Origin of the sequence: Paenibacillus sp. GM1FR (assembly GCF_002803315.1) — a bacterium.
Taxonomy (GTDB): domain Bacteria; phylum Bacillota; class Bacilli; order Paenibacillales; family Paenibacillaceae; genus Paenibacillus; species Paenibacillus amylolyticus.
In genome coordinates, this window is sequence record NZ_MKZL01000003.1 from 141,140 (window position 1) to 157,067 (window position 15,928).

Genomic DNA, 15,928 nt, shown 5'->3' on the forward strand with positions numbered 1-15,928 from the left:
GTAATAATAATCAATATTCTACCATGTATAACTAGGCTATTGGTATGATTTATCAATATATTTCCTCCTCTCCACACAACTGCGACTAATTCTCAAGACCTATATTTCCTCAAAAAACACAAAAAAAGGCCACGAATCCGCAGATTCATAGCCTTATGCTTTAAGGTCTCCAACATATGTAGTTCCATCAATAATCAATAAATCAAGAATACTCGATTTCCAAACATTTGAAAAGCCCTATTCTTCTTACTCCAAATAAAGTCAGGCTATCGGTGTTCCATTAGGTAATGGACTATCCGGGGTGAGCAAGATAACATCGCCTTCACCAGGCACGCCGCCCAGCACAAGTACTTCAGAGACAAAACCGGCAATCCGCCGAGGTGGAAAATTAACTACAGCAACGACCTGTTTGCCAATGATCATGTCAGGCGTGTATCGCTGAGTAATCTGAGCACTAGAGCGCTTAAGACCAAGTGGTCCGAAGTCGATCGTCATTTTAATAGCGGGTATGCGAGCCTTGGGGAAGGGTTCGGCTTCCACCACGGTACCAACCCGGATGTCATGTTGCATGAACTCTTCAAAAGTAGCCATAGGGGGAGATCTCCTTTCAACTATGGGGATTATTATAAATGAAAAATCAACAAAAAATCCAGATTACGCTGTATCGTAACCTGGATTTCTGTTGTGTTGCTTTGCAGCAAATTAAGCGCCGTTCCAATTTTCCCCGGTGAGGTATTTCTCAGTGAGGATGGATAACATCTGAATACCTACTTCATTATGTCCGCCTTCTGGAATAATGATATCGGCATACTTTTTGGATGGCTCGATAAAAGCATCATGCATTGGTTTTACCGTTTCGAGATATTGCTTGTACACGGATTGGATCGTGCGTCCGCGTTCTTCAATGTCTCGCAGTACTCTACGTAGAATCCGCACATCGGAATCAGTATCAACGAATACTTTGATGTCCATCAGACTGCGAAGATGTTCGTCAATCAGCACATGTAATCCTTCTACAATGACAATATGGTTCGGTGCCAGTTCAACCGTCTCATTGGCAGCACGGTTATCTATGGTGAAGTCATATACGGGAGCATACGCCGCTTGGCCTTTTTTCAACAGGGTGAGATGCTCAATCAACAGATCATTATCGAATGCAAACGGGTGATCGTAATTGGTGAGTCGGCGTTGCTCAGGTGTGAGCTGCGACTGGTCTTTGTAATAATTGTCTTGGGATATAAACGTAACCTTACCTGATCCCAGACGGTCTATGACGGAGCGAGCTACCGTCGTTTTACCGGAGCCGGTTCCTCCGGCGATACCAATAATGAGCATGGTTGTTCCATAAGCCTCCCTAGAATGGCAGCATAGTCATGGATAAAGAGCACTGTTCCACAATCGATTCAGCACCTTTACCCACATGTCTGTCTGTGAATACACAATTCCTTCATTGTACCACAGCGCTTTGCTTTTTTCATCTGCCTTGGAGAGGGATGTATTCCCTAGGATTGGATGATTGACTTTTTTTAAAACAGCACTATAATAAACTTATATTCATAACACGGACTGTTACTGGGGAAACCAGGCATGACCGAATTCGATTGCTTTACTGTAATCGCTTTCGGTCTTTTTTTATTTTTGTTGGGGGGGTGAGAACATTGAAGGTTATCAAGAAAGTAAACAATAACGTGGCCATCGCTATTAATGAACATAACGAAGAGGTTTTTGTCGTAGGTAAAGGGGTCGGATTTCTGAAAACGCCCTATGAGCTGACGGAGACGGACTTGGTAGAAAAAATATTTGTAGCACCAAAGAACATCCGTATGTATGACCTGCTGAACAGCATTCCGATTGAGGATATTTATCTCGCGGAGGAAGTCATCAAGCTGGGCAGTCAGATCCTGAATAAAACATTTAACCCGAATCTGCTTCTCACCCTGTCCGACCATATCAGTTTTGCATTAACCCGAACGAGAGAAGGTATCCGTATCAAAAATCCACTTGGATGGGAAGTGCGGACACTTTATCCGGACGAGACCCGGGTGGGGGAGGCTGCGCTAAAGCTGATTCAGGAAAAAACGGATATCGCTCTGCCGACAGCCGAAACAACACTGATTGCATTACATTTTGTCAATGCACAGGTGGGCTCTGGAGAGATGACAGATACCACCAAGGTAACCACAGTTACGGGCGAGATCCTGTCCGTGATCAAATATGCGCTCAAAATTGACTTTCAGGAGGATTCCATCCATTTCATGCGCTTTGCCACACATATCCGGTATTTCATTCTGAGGCAGATGAGCGGTAAATCGCTCAAAGACGAGAATGAATCGCTTTTCCTGATGGTGAAGGAGAAGTTTCCGAAAGAACTGGCTTGTGTGGAGAAGATTGCTGATTTCCTGAAAAATAATTATGGCTGGACCTGTTCCGATGATGAAAAATTATATTTGATCTTGCATATTCAACGATTGATTTCGAATGAACCTAATGAAAAACTAACCGAATAATCCATATTGGACTGTTACTGATTCGATCAGGCATGACCAAGCGTAGGGAATGACGATTCCCCGGCTTGGTCATTTTTTATATATCCAATTTATTCATGTAGAGGAGAAGGGTCATGAACAACAAAGACTTGGCTAAAAACGTACTTGATCTCGTTGGCGGCGAGCAAAATATATCGGGTCTGACACACTGTGCAACCCGTTTGAGATTCGTTTTGAAGGATGATAACAAAGCAGACCTCAAGGCGCTGGATCAGCTCGAAGGCGTGCTCAAGGCACAAAATTCCGGTGGACAGGTTCAGGTTGTTATCGGTGCCAAAGTAGACGCGGTATACAGTGAAGTGAAGAATCTAACTTCTGACAAGATTGGCGAGCTTACGGAGTCTACAGACAGTGGGCCGAAAAAGAGACGTAACCCCGTCAATGTAGTGCTTGAAACCATCGCAGGTATATTCACGCCTGTTCTGCCAGCACTTGTTGGTTGCGGGATGATCAAATGTTTGGCTACCGTTATAACTGCCATGGGTTACCTAGAAGGCTCCGGTTTCCTAACAATCATTAACATGATCGGGGACTGCATTTTCTACTTCATGCCGTTTTTCCTGGCTGTCAGTGCAGCAAACCGTTTCAAAACCAATCCCTATTTGGCGGTAGCTCTTGCTGCGGGACTAATGCATCCAACCATTTTGAACGCTGCGGCTCAGATTGCTGAGACGGGTGTAAATAGTATTGATTTTCTCGGCATGCCGATTCTGTTGATGAAATATTCCTCTTCCGTCATTCCAATCATTTTGGCGGTATGGATTATGAGTTATGTGTATCCGATCGTCAATCGAGTGATTCCCAAGTTTCTACAGGTCCTGCTTACCCCAATGATTGTTTTGTTCATTATGATTCCAGTGGAACTGATCGTGCTTGGCCCAGTAGGTTCATATATCGGTGACTGGTTGACGAATGGCATTAACTCATTGTTCTCCACTGCAGGTGTTCTTGCTGGTGCGATTCTTGGATTTTTCAAACCGATCATGGTTATGTTCGGTATGCACTATGCCATCATGCCTATTCAGGTTCAACAAGTGGCTACACTGGGCGCAACCGTGTTGTTACCAACGGCACTAGCGGCGAATTTGGCTCAGGCTGGAGCAGCCTTTGGTGTGTTTGTCCTAACGAAGAGTAAAACGATGAAATCAGCGGCTGCTTCGAGTGGATTCACCGCGTTGTTCGGGATTACCGAGCCGGCGATCTATGGTGTAACGCTGAAATACAAACGTCCCTTTTTCGCAGGTTGCCTGGCAGGTGGATTAGTCGGTGGATTCTACAGCTTGGTGCATACAACAGCGAATGCAATTTCACTGCCAGGTGTATTGGCAATTGGCACGTATTCCTCTGATCGTTACATGTATGTCGTTATTGGTTGTATTGCCGCCGTTGTACTCGGGTTTGTGTTCACGCTGTTGGCTGGCATCAAGGAAGATACAGATGGAAATAAATCGAAGCAACAAGCTACGAATAAAGTAAATAGCAATCAGACAGTCGTTGCCACAGAGGTAACTCCAGCGTCCGTATCATCACAGACATCCACATCTTCTGACATGCTTATCGTTAGTCCAATGACAGGGGAGATCAAACCGATCTCTGAAGTGGAGGATCAGGCATTTGCCCAAGAGTTGATGGGTAAAGGCATTGCAATCATTCCGACAGATGGCAAGGTATATGCTCCATTTGACGGAGTAGTCGAGGCGCTTTATCGCACCAAACATGCCATCGGATTGAAAGCTGCGAATGGTGTCGAGATCCTGATTCATATCGGAGTGGATACCGTCAGTCTGAAAGGGAAATATTTTAACGCCCATATCGAACAGGGACAGACAATCAAGGCAGGGGATTTATTGGTGGAGTTTGATCCGGAGGGCATTACGTCAGCAGGATATAACACCATTACATCGATTGTGGTAACCAACATGCAACAGTATGGAGATGTACTGACTACAGCGACCAGCGGCCCGATCCGGGAGAGTGAAGCTTTAATTAAGCTGATTCCGTAAGAACTGCTCATCTTTTCATTAAGGCTACAAGTTACAAGCTAGATGGTCTTAATAAGACTTAATAAGACTAATAACACGTAATAACAGGAGGAACTAAAATGACAAATTCCAATTTTCCAAAAGATTTTTTGTGGGGCGGTGCACTGTCTGCCTGTCAGGCCGAGGGAGCTTATAATGTGGACGGCAAGAGTCTGACCATTCCAGAAGTGATGAAGTTTAACGAGAAGAACGATCGCAAAGTGACCAAGCAGATCAGAGTGAATTGGGAGATGATTGAAGAGGCCAGGAATGACCCGGATACCGTGAAATATCCGAAGCGCCGGGGAATCGATTTTTATCATAACTTCCGTGAGGATATCGCCTTGTTTGCCGAGATGGGCTTCAAAGTATTCCGTTATTCCATTTCATGGGCCAGAGTATTCCCGGGTGGCGACGATGCTACTCCGAATGAAAAGGCATTAGAGTTCTATGATCAGGTTATTGATGAATGTCTTAAACACGGTATGGAGCCCCTGATCACTATCAGTCACTTTGATACACCAATTGTACTGATGGACAAGTTCGGAGGATGGTATAACCGCAAGCTGATCGATCTGTATGTGAACTATTGTGATGTGTTGTTTAATCGCTACAAGGGCAAAGTGAAATATTGGGTGACATTCAACGAGATCAACATGAGCGTGAAAGCATCGGCCAAAACGCTGGGAATCATTGATTATGATGCTCCAAATTATGAAGAAATGCTGTTCCAGGGGCTGCATCATCAATTTGTAGCTGCGTCCAGAGCAACCAAGATGGCTCATGAGATTGATCCGAATAACCAGATCGGAAGTATGGTGGCTTATTTTACAACGTATCCTTACACTTGCAAGCCGGAGGACGCACTCCAGATGCAACAGGATGATCAGATGAAAAATCAATTCTACCTGGATGTGCTCAATAAAGGCGAATACCCTTACTATAGTAAAACGTATTTCAAAAACAAGGAGATCCAGCTGAATATCGAGGACGGCGATCTGGATAGCATTCGCGCGCACACGGCTGATTTCGTGGGGATGTCGTATTACAACTCGATGATTTCCAGTAGTGATACCGAACAACTCGAACTAACGGCAGGCAATGTACACAGTGTATATAAAAACCCGCATCTGCCCGCTAACGAGTGGGGGTGGCAGATTGATCCCATTGGCCTGCGGTATACGCTGAATCTCGTCTATGATCGGTATCAAAAGCCTGTCTTCATTCTGGAGAATAGCTCAGGTTTCTACGATAAACTGAATGAAGATGGAACGATCAACGATCCGTACCGGATTGATTTCCTGAGCAAACATATCGAACAGATGGGACTCGCCATTGCGGATGGGGTCGAGGTGTTGGGATACACGATGTGGGGACCCATCGACATGATCAGTTCAGGGACCTCCGAGATGAGCAAACGTTACGGATTTATCTACGTCGATCAGGACGACTATGGCAATGGTACGCTGAAAAGATATCGTAAGGATTCCTTCTTCTGGTATCAGAATGTGATCCGTACCAACGGAGCAGAACTGTAACGCACCATGAACATTTTGGGTCGTATCAAAAAAATACCCGGCGGCTTGCTGATTGTTCCTATGCTGGTCGCCGCGGTCATCAACACGGTGTTTCCATCGTTTTTTCAGATCGGTGATCCAACGACAGCGCTGTTCACATCGAAAGGTACCATGGTGCTGATCGGTATGATTTTACTGATATCAGGAACACAGCTTAACTTGTCACAGCTTCTGGTGACTTTGAAGAGAGCAGGGGTGCTCTGTATTTCACGCATCCTCATCAGCTGCCTGTTCGGATGGGCGTTTGTGCACTTTTTTGGCATAAGTGGGGTTGGAGGAGTGTCTGCGGTAGCCTTCATTGCCGTTCTGACCAGTTGTAATCCGGGATTATATCTGGCCTTGATGAACACGTACGGAGATGATGTGGATCGTGCTGCGTTTGGTATTCTGAATCTGATCGCCGTACCGGTTATTCCGGTCATGATATTGAATTCGGCAAGCGGTGTCGGTATCGATTATCTCAGTGTACTTGCTACACTAGTACCTTTTTTGATCGGGATACTGCTTGGTAACCTGGATAGCAACATACAAAAGATGTTCGCTCCGGGAACACTGATTCTACTACCTTTTCTAGGTACCAGCTTTGGGTCCAATATTGATCTGCGTATTGCATTTCAGTCCAGTCTGTCCGGTTTGTTGGTCACCGTGTTATTTTTGCTGATCTGCATGTTGCCGCTCATTGGAATCGATCGCACGATATTAAGACGACCAGGTTACGCAGCGGCTGCGACATGTTCGGTTGCTGGATTGTCCATGGTGGTGCCTTCGATGGCTGCCGGGTTCAATCCGGCGTATGCGCCATATGTAGACACAGCTATCGCTCAGATTGCGTTTGCCGTGATCCTGACGTCGGTGACCGTGCCTTATATCGTGAAGCGTTTGGCTGGAGGAACAGCAACGGAAGCTTCTGCTTCGACAAATCACTAGAAAAAAACAGCATGTGTTCTGTCAGATTATGACGGATCACGTGCTGTTTTGCTTTGTACATCTATATGATCTCCTGGGGGAGGAGAGGGATCGATCGGTTTATTTTACAGACCCAGCAGTTGTTTAACACTTTCAGCTACAGCTTTGCTAGATTGCGGATTCTGTCCTGTGACCACGCGGCCATCTGTTGTGACATAGGAACTGAAGGCAGCAGCTTTATCATATTGTGCAGCGCGTTCTCTCAAAGCATCTTCCAGCAGGAAAGGAACATACTCGGTTTGTTGAGCCAATGTTTCTTCTTCATTCGTGAAGCCGGAAACGGTTTTGTCGTTGATCAATAGCAGGCCGTTGGACAGCTTCACATTCAACAGGGCTGTAACCCCGTGGCACACGCCGGATACAACGCCACCTTTTTCATAGATATCACGAGAAAGCTCTTGAAGTTCGGCATTGTCCGGGAAATCCCACATTGTACCGTGACCTCCTGTGAAGTAGATTGCATCGTAGTCACTCGCGTTTACTTCGCCAGGTTTCAACGTATTTTTCAATTGGTTCATGAACGTTTCGTTCTCGAAATAGGCTTTGGTGCTCTCATCCAGAGAGTCGCCCAGACTTTTCGGATCAAGAGGTACGTTCCCGCCTTTAGGGCTGACCAGATCGATCTGAACATTGTCATTATGGTCAAACTCTTCAATAAAATGAGTTGCTTCGCTCAGCCACAAGCCAGTAGGCTCGTCCTTTGTTGCGTACTTATCTACATTTGTTAGAACAACCAGTATCTTTTTCATATTAAAACCTCCCGTAAAATATATAACATAAATTTATAATAAATATCACAAAATTAAATTGTGTAAAATATATTATTAAATATAACATAACCATTTTCCAAAGTAAAATCATGAGCGTATCGTCGATCTCCAATGTGACTTTCAAGCGTAGGAGTAAAGAACAAACTAGTCGTAGTAAATATACCCGTAAGAATGCACTTTTACTTATTATGCCCTGCTTAATTTACTCAAATTGTAAGCGGAGGTAGGCGGGTGTAAGGGAAATCGAGATTAATTCAAATTTGAAGTTAATTTGATTGTACAACTAGTTCTTTTGATTTAGAATGGCGGAAGATGCCAACAAAAAACTGGTACAAATTACATATATACTTGGAGGAACATTCATGAAACGTTCAGGCAAATTTTTCGCTTCAACAGTGGTTGCTGCTGTTGCTGCAGTATCCATCGTCTCTTCAGCTTCAGCGAGCACAGTTTCAGTCTCCAACATCTCTGGCGTAACACCTATCAACATTAGCAGTATGGATATCGAAACGGCTTTGATGATGGTTCAGAGCGAACGCGCCAAATTGCTGGATGCGCAATTGCAAACGCAAATCCAGGAAGTACAGAACCGTAATCAACAGATCGCGGATTTGAACGCTCAATTGCAGATAGCCCAGCAAAACGGGGATGAAGCAGCTGTTCAAAAGTTGAAAGGTCAAATTGATGCTGCAAGCAACTCGCAACAGATGGACATGCTTCGTCTGCAGTCCATGTCCAACAAGCGCAATGAAGCGTTTGATGTCATGACAAACTTTGTCAAAAAAATGCAGGATTCAAGATCGTCCATCATCGGTAACATGCGTTAAGAACGGATAATTAACTGCAACAACACAAAAAGAGCGAAGCCGGAATTCAAATTCCGAAACTTCGCTCTTTTTGTGTTTCTCTTTTTTATGATATATATCATCTAATCCAAGTTAGCCCGACCAGTCACGACGCCGAGTGAACAGATCCTGCAACTCGTCCGTCGACAATTCGGTAATCCAGTTCTCAGAGCTTGTGATGATGTTATCGCTGAGCTGCTGTTTGCTCTCCAACATCTCGTCGATCCGCTCCTCCAATGTGCCAAGAGAGATGAACTTATGCACCTGAACATCTTTGGTCTGACCCATCCGATAAGCTCTGTCGGTGGCTTGATTCTCAACAGCAGGGTTCCACCAGCGGTCAAAATGGAACACATGGTTGGCTGCGGTCAGATTCAATCCCACACCGCCTGCCTTGATGGACAGAATGAAGACGGACGGTTGCTTATCCTCAGGCAATGTACGGGATTGGAATTCCTCAATCATACGATCCCGTGCCGTTTTGGAGGTACCCCCGTGCAGATACAGCACAGGCTCCTGCAACTCCTGACGCAGTACCTGTTGCAGCATCTGTCCCATACCGATGTATTGGGTGAAAATAAGGCATCGCTCGCCTTCGTCCCGCAATTCCCGGACAAGTTCCATCAGTCGTTCCAGTTTTGCGGAGCGACTAATCAGCATCGCCATATCTTGCGGACTGTACACGTCATAAGCAGATGTTAATGCGCCGTCTTCAGGCAGTTCCTCAGGCAAAGCCTCTTTGGTCAACAGCAGAGGGTGGTCACACAGTTGCTTGAGCTGGGTTAACGCCGATAGAATGGCACCTTTGCGCTTGATGCCTTCCAGCTCTTTCATTTTATCCATCAGGGCCTGTACGGACTGGTCATACAATGCACTTTGTTCGCCCGTAAGGTGAATATAGGTTTTCATCTCGTTTTTGTCCGGCAGATCAAGCTGGATATTGGGATCTTTTTTCTTACGGCGTAGCATGAATGGTTTCACCAATTGCTGTAGATCCTGCATGCGCTGCTCATCTTTATCTTTTTCAATGGCACTGATGAAGCGAGTCTGGAATGCCCGGGCGTTGCCCAGATATCCTGGATTGATAAAGTCATAGATCGACCACAGCTCGGACAACCTATTCTCGATCGGCGTACCTGTCATGGCAATGCGGTGTTTCGCAGGGAAGCTGCGGACAGCCAGCGACTGTTTGGTCTGGGCGTTTTTGATATTCTGCGCTTCATCGAGACAGATGCATGACCACGTATAGGTTTGTAACATCTCCTGATCCAGTGTAGCCGTAGCAAAGGACGTGATAATAATATCCACCTGCTCGGTCTGATCCCGGAATTCTTCTCCACTTAATCGGCGTGCGCCATAATGCAGACTGACATTAATGGAGGGTGCGAAGCGGCTAATTTCCTTTTGCCAGTTGCCCAGTACGGAGGTTGGGCAGATCAGAAGAACCGGGGCTTGTCCTGGCTTACGTGGTTCATGATCCTTGATGTGTAACAGATACGTGATGAACTGAATGGTTTTCCCGAGACCCATATCATCGGCAAGACATGCCCCAAGCCCAAATCTGCGCAGGAAACCAAGCCATGCAAAACCTTCCTTCTGATACGATCGCAACTCGGCATGAAGCCCTGTCGGAATGGGCAGGGAAGGTGCGCCGCCTTGTCCGCCCCCGAGTTGTGCAATAACCCGGTTCAGGTGCTCATTCAGTTCTACTTCCAGCCGAATGTTCTGATCATCCTGTGGTGGCTGCTCTTCCTCGGTTTGTTGTCCTTCCTTCCATTTCTGGTTGCGATATTCCCGTTGCTCATTGTGCAGCAGATGCAGGTGCAGAATATCCTGGAATGAGAGTCCCTGTTCCCGATCTACACCGCCCATGGCACGACGTATCTGTTCCAGCAGGTCGGGGTCGAGAGGAACCCATTCTCCACGGAAGCGAACCAGTCGTTCATTACGGGCAACAAGGTCGGCGAATTCATCTTCGCTGAGATCCGTGTCACCAATCGCAATTCGCCAGTCAAAATGAATAATCGAGTCCAGTCCAAAGAACGACTGTCCCCGTTCACTGCCTTCCTCCGGCTGTACCTTAGCACGCAGCTTTGGTTTCTTCTTACGGGCTGCTTCCCACCAACCAGGCAGCAGAACTTGCCAGCCCGCTGCGAGTAACCGCCCGCTATCCTGCGTCAGGAACTGCCAGGCTTCCTGATCTCCCAAAGGATCACTCAGCACATCCCGCCTACCACTAATGGAGCTTCCAAGACGCGGCAGATGTGCACGCAGCTGATCCAGCCATCCGGCCGAGCGATCCAGAATGAACGGTGTCCATACCTCTGGCCATTCGCCTTCAAGTCTGCCCCGTGAATCCAGCATGACGGGCACCAATACAGCGGCATCCAGCTTGTTCTGCAACACCAATCGCAGCCGCCAAGATGGCTCATCCTCGTCCGGCTCCTGCAATTGCAGCATGGGTCTGAATGGTGCGGCATCTGCTTTCCAGCCAATGGATACGAGCCAGGACTGAGCATCCATCCCGGCTGTCTTGGGTAGAGTGCCGCGCTCTGGGAACAACTGCGGGAATTCACGCCGCAGATCCGTTGCAGCTTCTTCCGAACTGTACCAGCGCTGGAATACAAAGGCGGAATAGGCCGCCCCAAGTCCTTCGGCATAACTCTCGTCCGTTTGCTGAATCGCTTTGGTAAGCGATGCCCGATCCTGCTTTTTCAAGCTATCCGGGTCCCAGGTCCACTGAAGCTGTCCTGCACGGTAGGCCTCGAAGCTAGGTACGTATTTTCGTTTCTCTATGGAGGATGCCAGTGCTGGAGCTAGTCGAATCAGATGTTCCGCTTGCTCGTCCCACTTCCATTCAATATGAAGCAGCGTATGCATCTCGGCAAAAAAGGGAATGACTTCTTCCGCAGGCAGAACAACCAGCTCAATCTCCTCAATCTGCCGAACTTCCAGTTCGGTCCCGTAGAAGGAAGGCGCATGCCAAGCGAACAATCGCTGCTTAAGCGACTGTCCCGGTACAAAGTGGTGTGTGTTGAGTGCTCCGTAAAACAAAGCATCGCCATATCCGGTTAAAGCGACGTGAACCTCAATCGTTTCAGTGTAAGGATGAATTAAGCTCATGAGATCAGTTTACCTTTCCGAAGCTCTTCCTGCAGGGCGCGCAGCCGACTGTTACGAACGGCGAGTGTGGTGATGAATTGCTCCCAGTGCGCTTCTTGCTTCATTTTTTTATAGATTTTGGACAGACGTTTCAACAGCTTCACCGCTGCTTTGTATCCGTCCCTGTTTTTGTGTCCGATATAACGCTCCACTGCCTGATGATAGAAGGGAAGCAGCAGCTCAGGTGCATCTTTTTCGATTGGTTGCAGCATCGCTACGCGGAATTCGAGAGGTTCCGTTCCCGTACTCAGCTGAAAATCAATCCATCTGCGCCACTGTCCACGCGAATGCATAGCATCCTCGTAGGCGGGGCGGGAGTGGGGAAGCATACTGACAAGCGTGTCCCACATACGGTTCTCTGCATCGGGCAGATGTTGAATGGCCGTATCCCATAGATGCATGTAATCATTCAAAGGTGTATTACGCCGATTCGCCAGAAGGGGGCCAAGTTGTACCAACCAATCCCCAAGCCGCTCCCATTCAGCCGAATCTGCGAGTACATGGAGAAAATGCAACAGTTGTTCTGGCGGGAAACCGTAGGCCGAGCTTCCATGGATGAGTCGCTGCCATGCCTGATCATCTTGTCCCAGATGGAAGTGCATCCAGCTCTGCGCGAGTACTAGCGGCAGAGGCAGTGTTACGGCTTTGCCTGGTCTATCACTACTACTTCCATTACTTTGAGCGCTACTCAAGACACTTCCACCTGACTGGGAAGGTGACGAAGCGGCGGTTATATTGCGTTCTATATCATCTAAGATGGCCTGTTCCGACACTAACATGTCCCGCGACCCTTGCAGCTCAGGTACGATCCAGTTCAACCACAGTTGTCGATAGATCGGAGTGAAGAACATCATGCTGGCTGTCTCAGGCATCATCTGTTTGCGTAAATAAGCCGAGGTTTCGGCCAGTCTGTTCCAAAGTTGTTCAAGCTTGTTTCCCTTTAGACCTGACAGGTCTAGCGGATGGTTAAAGATCCGTTCAATGTCTTTCTGAAGTGCATCCACCGCGAGCTGGGCAGGGTAGCTCAAGTACACGGGGGTATGCGTGATGGAGTTACGAGCCGGAGGCACGCAGAATCGGATGAGGTGCAGCTGCACATGTAGTTCAAAAAGTTGGTCCATCGCAGCGTTAAGCCTTGGTTTAATGGCATACAGCTCGTCCGTTGCTTCTTGCACGTAGGATGTGCTTGCTGTGCCAGTCCCCAGCCGTCTCAGACAGGAGTGGAACAGCTCGTGCCATTCCGAGATTTCGAGATCAGCAAGCTCTGTTGCATGTTCCTTGATCTGGCTGTATCGGTTGTCCGGAATGTCCATATCCTGTTGTTCATCGGCATCTGCATAGCTGGATATTCCTGCGGACATGGCCCCGATGGGTTTGGTCGTTTGTTTGAGTGCGGTACTGGAGTGTGCATTCACAATCGCATGCACAGGTCGCTCCAGTTGCTCGGCATAACTCATTAATACAGCCGTCATATGTTTGCATACGGAACTCACCGGGCAGGTACAATGACTTGTAGTCAGGGATTGCATGCTCAGGGTGACCTCGTACTCTTCCGATCCTTGTACAACGGCCGAGATCCCTTGTTGTTCGGAATAGGTTAATGGTCCGACACGTTTCTGTTTATAATATTGGAATCCGCGCATAATCGTCAGGTTATTAAAATGCTCTGCAACCTGCCTGATCAACTGTTGCCACTGCGCATCATCCATCCTCATGTTATTCGGTATGTTCATCATTCCATCTCCTGGGGTAAACATAGGTTCAGTAATCACCACGTCTATGACATGATGTTGTAAATTTGTTGTATCCATCATATCAGTTATGAGCCAATCCGTGCATGGGTTATGAAGAATTTGAAGTTATTTTAGACCAACTGGAATCAGGATGAACACGTCGGTTCTGCTGGCGGACGGAATGCATGATTGCACCATATTGTGTATGCTTATGGTATGTATTCCTTTCAGGAACGATGCAGGCCGGGGAAACGGCCATATTACACACAACAGGAGAGAGCATATGAAAATACTTACGTTAAACACACACGCTTGGGCGGAAGAGGATCAACTGAACAAGATCAGTCAGCTGGCTGATTTTATTAATACACATCAATTCGATGTGATCTCCATGCAGGAGGTCAACCAATCGATGCAGGAAGTCGCGCTTTCTGAAGAAGAACTGAAGATGTATTATGCTACTGAACCCGATGCAGTGATTAAAAAAGACAACTATGCCTACGTCCTGCTTCAGAAGCTGACAGAGCAATATTACTGGACGTGGATTCCCGCGCATGTTGGGTTTCAAAAATACGATGAAGGACTGGCGATCCTTAGCCGGACGCCGATTAAGCAGGCTTTTGGGGAATACGTGTCTCACATGCGGGATTATAACAACTATCGTACACGCAAGATTGTGGGAATTCAGACGGTCGTCCAAGGTGAAGCAACCTGGTTTGTGAACGGACATTATAACTGGTGGGATGATGCGCAGGAACCTTTCAAGGGACAGTGGGAGTTGACGGAGAGCAAGCTTGCCCCCTACATGGACCAGTCGTTATATATAATGGGTGATTTCAATAATGTCGCGGAAGTGCGTGGTGAAGGCTATGATTATATGATGAGCAAGGGCTGGAATGACCTGTACACCACAGCATTGCAAAAGGATGAAGGAGCAACAGTGGTGAAGGCCATTGCCGGCTGGGCAGATAACAAACGCGATCTTCGGATTGACTATATTTTCTCCAATCGTCCGATTCAGGCTAAATCTTCTACCGTGGTCTTGAACGGTAAAAACGGGCCGGTCGTGTCTGACCATTTTGGCGTCGCTGTAGAGATATAACAGCCGTGTGACCACAAACCGTAAAGGTGATATCACCGCAAATACGAAAAAAAGCCTCCGCTGACTTCCTGTAAAGGAAAGTGGCCGGAGGCTTTTCACATTCTAAATCATTTTCTATGTACATTTCATATCGTTTGTTCTTTCTGTTGTGGCACTGTATTGTTATTCGAGCGCCAGCATCTGATGTACGAACTTTTTAAGATTCGCACTTGTCTCGCTAAGCTGTTCGATACTTTCCATGAACTCGGTAACAAGCTTGGCCTGATCCACCGTTGCTGTTGTAATCTGACCGATCTCTTGTTCCATATGCTTCATGGAATCCTGTACACTACCGAGGGATGTTTCGATATCAGCCGCTGCCTGTTTCGTATGATCGGACAGCTTGCGTACTTCACTAGCAACCACACCGAATCCGGCCCCCTGATCGCCCACACGAGCTGCCTCAATCATGGCGTTGAGTCCAAGGAGGTTGGTTTGTTCCGATACTTCACGAATGACGTTTGTTACTTTACTTACACTGACCGAGTTCTCTGAAGCTTTTTTGGAATTGCGCAGAATCTCTTCCGAGGTCGCAGAGAGTTCTTCGGAATGTGCAGCAATCTGCTGAATGCCGCCGACGAGCGCATTAATGGTTGTTTCGTTTTCACGGATCAGCGTTTCCAGTGTCATGTGACTATCCAGTGCGTAGTTCACACCCAATATACCCACGACCTGATCGTTCTCTTTAATAGGGATTAGAATGGCATCAAAAGGTCTGCCCTGCAGATCACCAGGCATGCGTGCCACGGTACGGGAATCTCTGTTAGTCAGCATTTTGAAATGTTTATAATCATCATGCAGCTCATCCCCAACCTTCACGCCAATCTCCAGACTTTTTGCTTCGGAAAAATACAATACTTTCTCATGATCATTAATGGATATTGATATGTCGTCACGGAACATTTGGCTAACAAAAGGCATAGCATTTACCAGAGATTCAAGAGTATTCAATGTGCATCTTTCCTTCCCGATACAAAAAGTGGAATTTTTCAATCTATATAAGTTGAACTAAAGATATATTCACACGTACACTCCGATGACAGAATAACCTTCCAATCGCTGTTATCCCCAGATTTTTTTGATTCCCTTTTCTCAAGGGAAAAATCCGGTGATAGCGTATGCTTACGATGCAGCTTTCTTTCAGAAAGCTTTTAGGCGAACGCTTCG

General features: G+C 46.9%; 12 protein-coding genes. 6 read left to right on the forward strand and 6 right to left on the reverse strand.

Annotation, left to right across the window (positions count from 1 at the left end; translation table 11 throughout):
* Positions 1 to 261: 261 nt before the first annotated feature.
* Together csaA and udk are read right to left on the reverse strand one after the other, a co-directional pair.
* The gene (gene csaA, locus PAEAM_RS02400; protein WP_100526488.1) at positions 262 to 591 is read right to left on the reverse strand and encodes a chaperone CsaA; all 330 of its coding nucleotides are present in this window, start codon (positions 589 to 591) and stop codon (positions 262 to 264) included.
* Positions 592 to 702: 111 nt separating this feature from the next.
* The gene (gene udk / locus PAEAM_RS02405) at positions 703 to 1,335 is read right to left on the reverse strand and encodes a uridine kinase (RefSeq protein ID WP_017691162.1); all 633 of its coding nucleotides are present in this window, start codon (positions 1,333 to 1,335) and stop codon (positions 703 to 705) included.
* Positions 1,336 to 1,658: 323 nt separating this feature from the next.
* On the opposite strand from udk, the gene PAEAM_RS02410 reads away from it, so the two are divergent.
* The 4 genes from PAEAM_RS02410 to PAEAM_RS02425 all read left to right on the forward strand — a co-directional run bounded on the left by PAEAM_RS02410 (position 1,659) and on the right by PAEAM_RS02425 (position 7,071).
* Positions 1,659 to 2,507 carry a PRD domain-containing protein gene (locus PAEAM_RS02410; RefSeq protein ID WP_100526489.1) on the forward strand — a complete coding sequence of 283 codons (849 nt, stop codon included), beginning with the start codon at positions 1,659 to 1,661 and terminating at the stop codon, positions 2,505 to 2,507.
* A gap of 113 nt (positions 2,508 to 2,620) precedes the next feature.
* The gene (locus tag PAEAM_RS02415; protein WP_100526490.1) at positions 2,621 to 4,549 is read left to right on the forward strand and encodes a beta-glucoside-specific PTS transporter subunit IIABC; all 1,929 of its coding nucleotides are present in this window, start codon (positions 2,621 to 2,623) and stop codon (positions 4,547 to 4,549) included.
* Positions 4,550 to 4,647: 98 nt separating this feature from the next.
* Positions 4,648 to 6,105, forward strand: a complete 1,458-nt coding sequence (locus PAEAM_RS02420) for a glycoside hydrolase family 1 protein (protein WP_100526491.1) — start codon at positions 4,648 to 4,650, stop codon at positions 6,103 to 6,105.
* 6 nt (positions 6,106 to 6,111) lie between these two features.
* Positions 6,112 to 7,071, forward strand: a complete 960-nt coding sequence (locus tag PAEAM_RS02425) for a 2-keto-3-deoxygluconate permease (protein WP_100526492.1) — start codon at positions 6,112 to 6,114, stop codon at positions 7,069 to 7,071.
* 104 nt (positions 7,072 to 7,175) lie between these two features.
* On the opposite strand, the gene PAEAM_RS02430 is transcribed toward PAEAM_RS02425, so the two are convergent.
* Positions 7,176 to 7,859, reverse strand: coding sequence for a type 1 glutamine amidotransferase domain-containing protein (locus PAEAM_RS02430; RefSeq protein WP_100526493.1), 684 nt, complete (start codon positions 7,857 to 7,859; stop codon positions 7,176 to 7,178).
* 383 nt (positions 7,860 to 8,242) lie between these two features.
* Here PAEAM_RS02430 and PAEAM_RS02435 point away from each other — a divergent pair, with 383 nt between their 5' ends.
* Positions 8,243 to 8,707, forward strand: coding sequence for a hypothetical protein (locus PAEAM_RS02435; protein ID WP_100526494.1), 465 nt, complete (start codon positions 8,243 to 8,245; stop codon positions 8,705 to 8,707).
* Between the two features lie 111 nt (positions 8,708 to 8,818).
* Here the strand turns inward: PAEAM_RS02435 and PAEAM_RS02440 are convergent, their stop codons facing one another.
* A complete protein-coding gene (locus tag PAEAM_RS02440; protein ID WP_100526510.1) occupies positions 8,819 to 11,839 on the reverse strand; it encodes a DEAD/DEAH box helicase in 3,021 nt (1,006 codons plus the stop codon).
* A gap of 5 nt (positions 11,840 to 11,844) precedes the next feature.
* Entirely contained in the window at positions 11,845 to 13,659 is a 1,815-nt protein-coding gene (locus PAEAM_RS02445) for an SWIM zinc finger family protein (RefSeq protein WP_165789806.1), read from the reverse strand.
* A gap of 244 nt (positions 13,660 to 13,903) precedes the next feature.
* On the opposite strand from PAEAM_RS02445, the gene PAEAM_RS02450 reads away from it, so the two are divergent.
* The gene (locus PAEAM_RS02450; RefSeq protein ID WP_100526496.1) at positions 13,904 to 14,722 is read left to right on the forward strand and encodes an endonuclease/exonuclease/phosphatase family protein; all 819 of its coding nucleotides are present in this window, start codon (positions 13,904 to 13,906) and stop codon (positions 14,720 to 14,722) included.
* Positions 14,723 to 14,884: 162 nt separating this feature from the next.
* Here PAEAM_RS02450 and PAEAM_RS02455 read toward each other — a convergent pair whose 3' ends face one another.
* Positions 14,885 to 15,712 (reverse strand): methyl-accepting chemotaxis protein, encoded by an 828-nt coding sequence (locus PAEAM_RS02455; RefSeq protein WP_100526497.1) that lies wholly within the window; start codon positions 15,710 to 15,712, stop codon positions 14,885 to 14,887.
* Between the last annotated feature and the right edge of the window lie 216 nt (positions 15,713 to 15,928).

What these genes read in the sequence shown, in the direction of transcription:
- csaA (WP_100526488.1), bottom strand. Translation starts at nt 591, where the DNA reads ATGGCTACTTTTGAAGAGTTCATGCAACATGACATCCGGGTTGGTACC.
- PAEAM_RS02430 (WP_100526493.1), bottom strand. Translation starts at nt 7,859, where the DNA reads ATGAAAAAGATACTGGTTGTTCTAACAAATGTAGATAAGTACGCAACA.
- PAEAM_RS02435 (WP_100526494.1), top strand. Translation starts at nt 8,243, where the DNA reads ATGAAACGTTCAGGCAAATTTTTCGCTTCAACAGTGGTTGCTGCTGTT.
- PAEAM_RS02415 (WP_100526490.1), top strand. Translation starts at nt 2,621, where the DNA reads ATGAACAACAAAGACTTGGCTAAAAACGTACTTGATCTCGTTGGCGGC.
- PAEAM_RS02450 (WP_100526496.1), top strand. Translation starts at nt 13,904, where the DNA reads ATGAAAATACTTACGTTAAACACACACGCTTGGGCGGAAGAGGATCAA.
- PAEAM_RS02425 (WP_100526492.1), top strand. Translation starts at nt 6,112, where the DNA reads ATGAACATTTTGGGTCGTATCAAAAAAATACCCGGCGGCTTGCTGATT.
- PAEAM_RS02420 (WP_100526491.1), top strand. Translation starts at nt 4,648, where the DNA reads ATGACAAATTCCAATTTTCCAAAAGATTTTTTGTGGGGCGGTGCACTG.
- udk (WP_017691162.1), bottom strand. Translation starts at nt 1,335, where the DNA reads ATGCTCATTATTGGTATCGCCGGAGGAACCGGCTCCGGTAAAACGACG.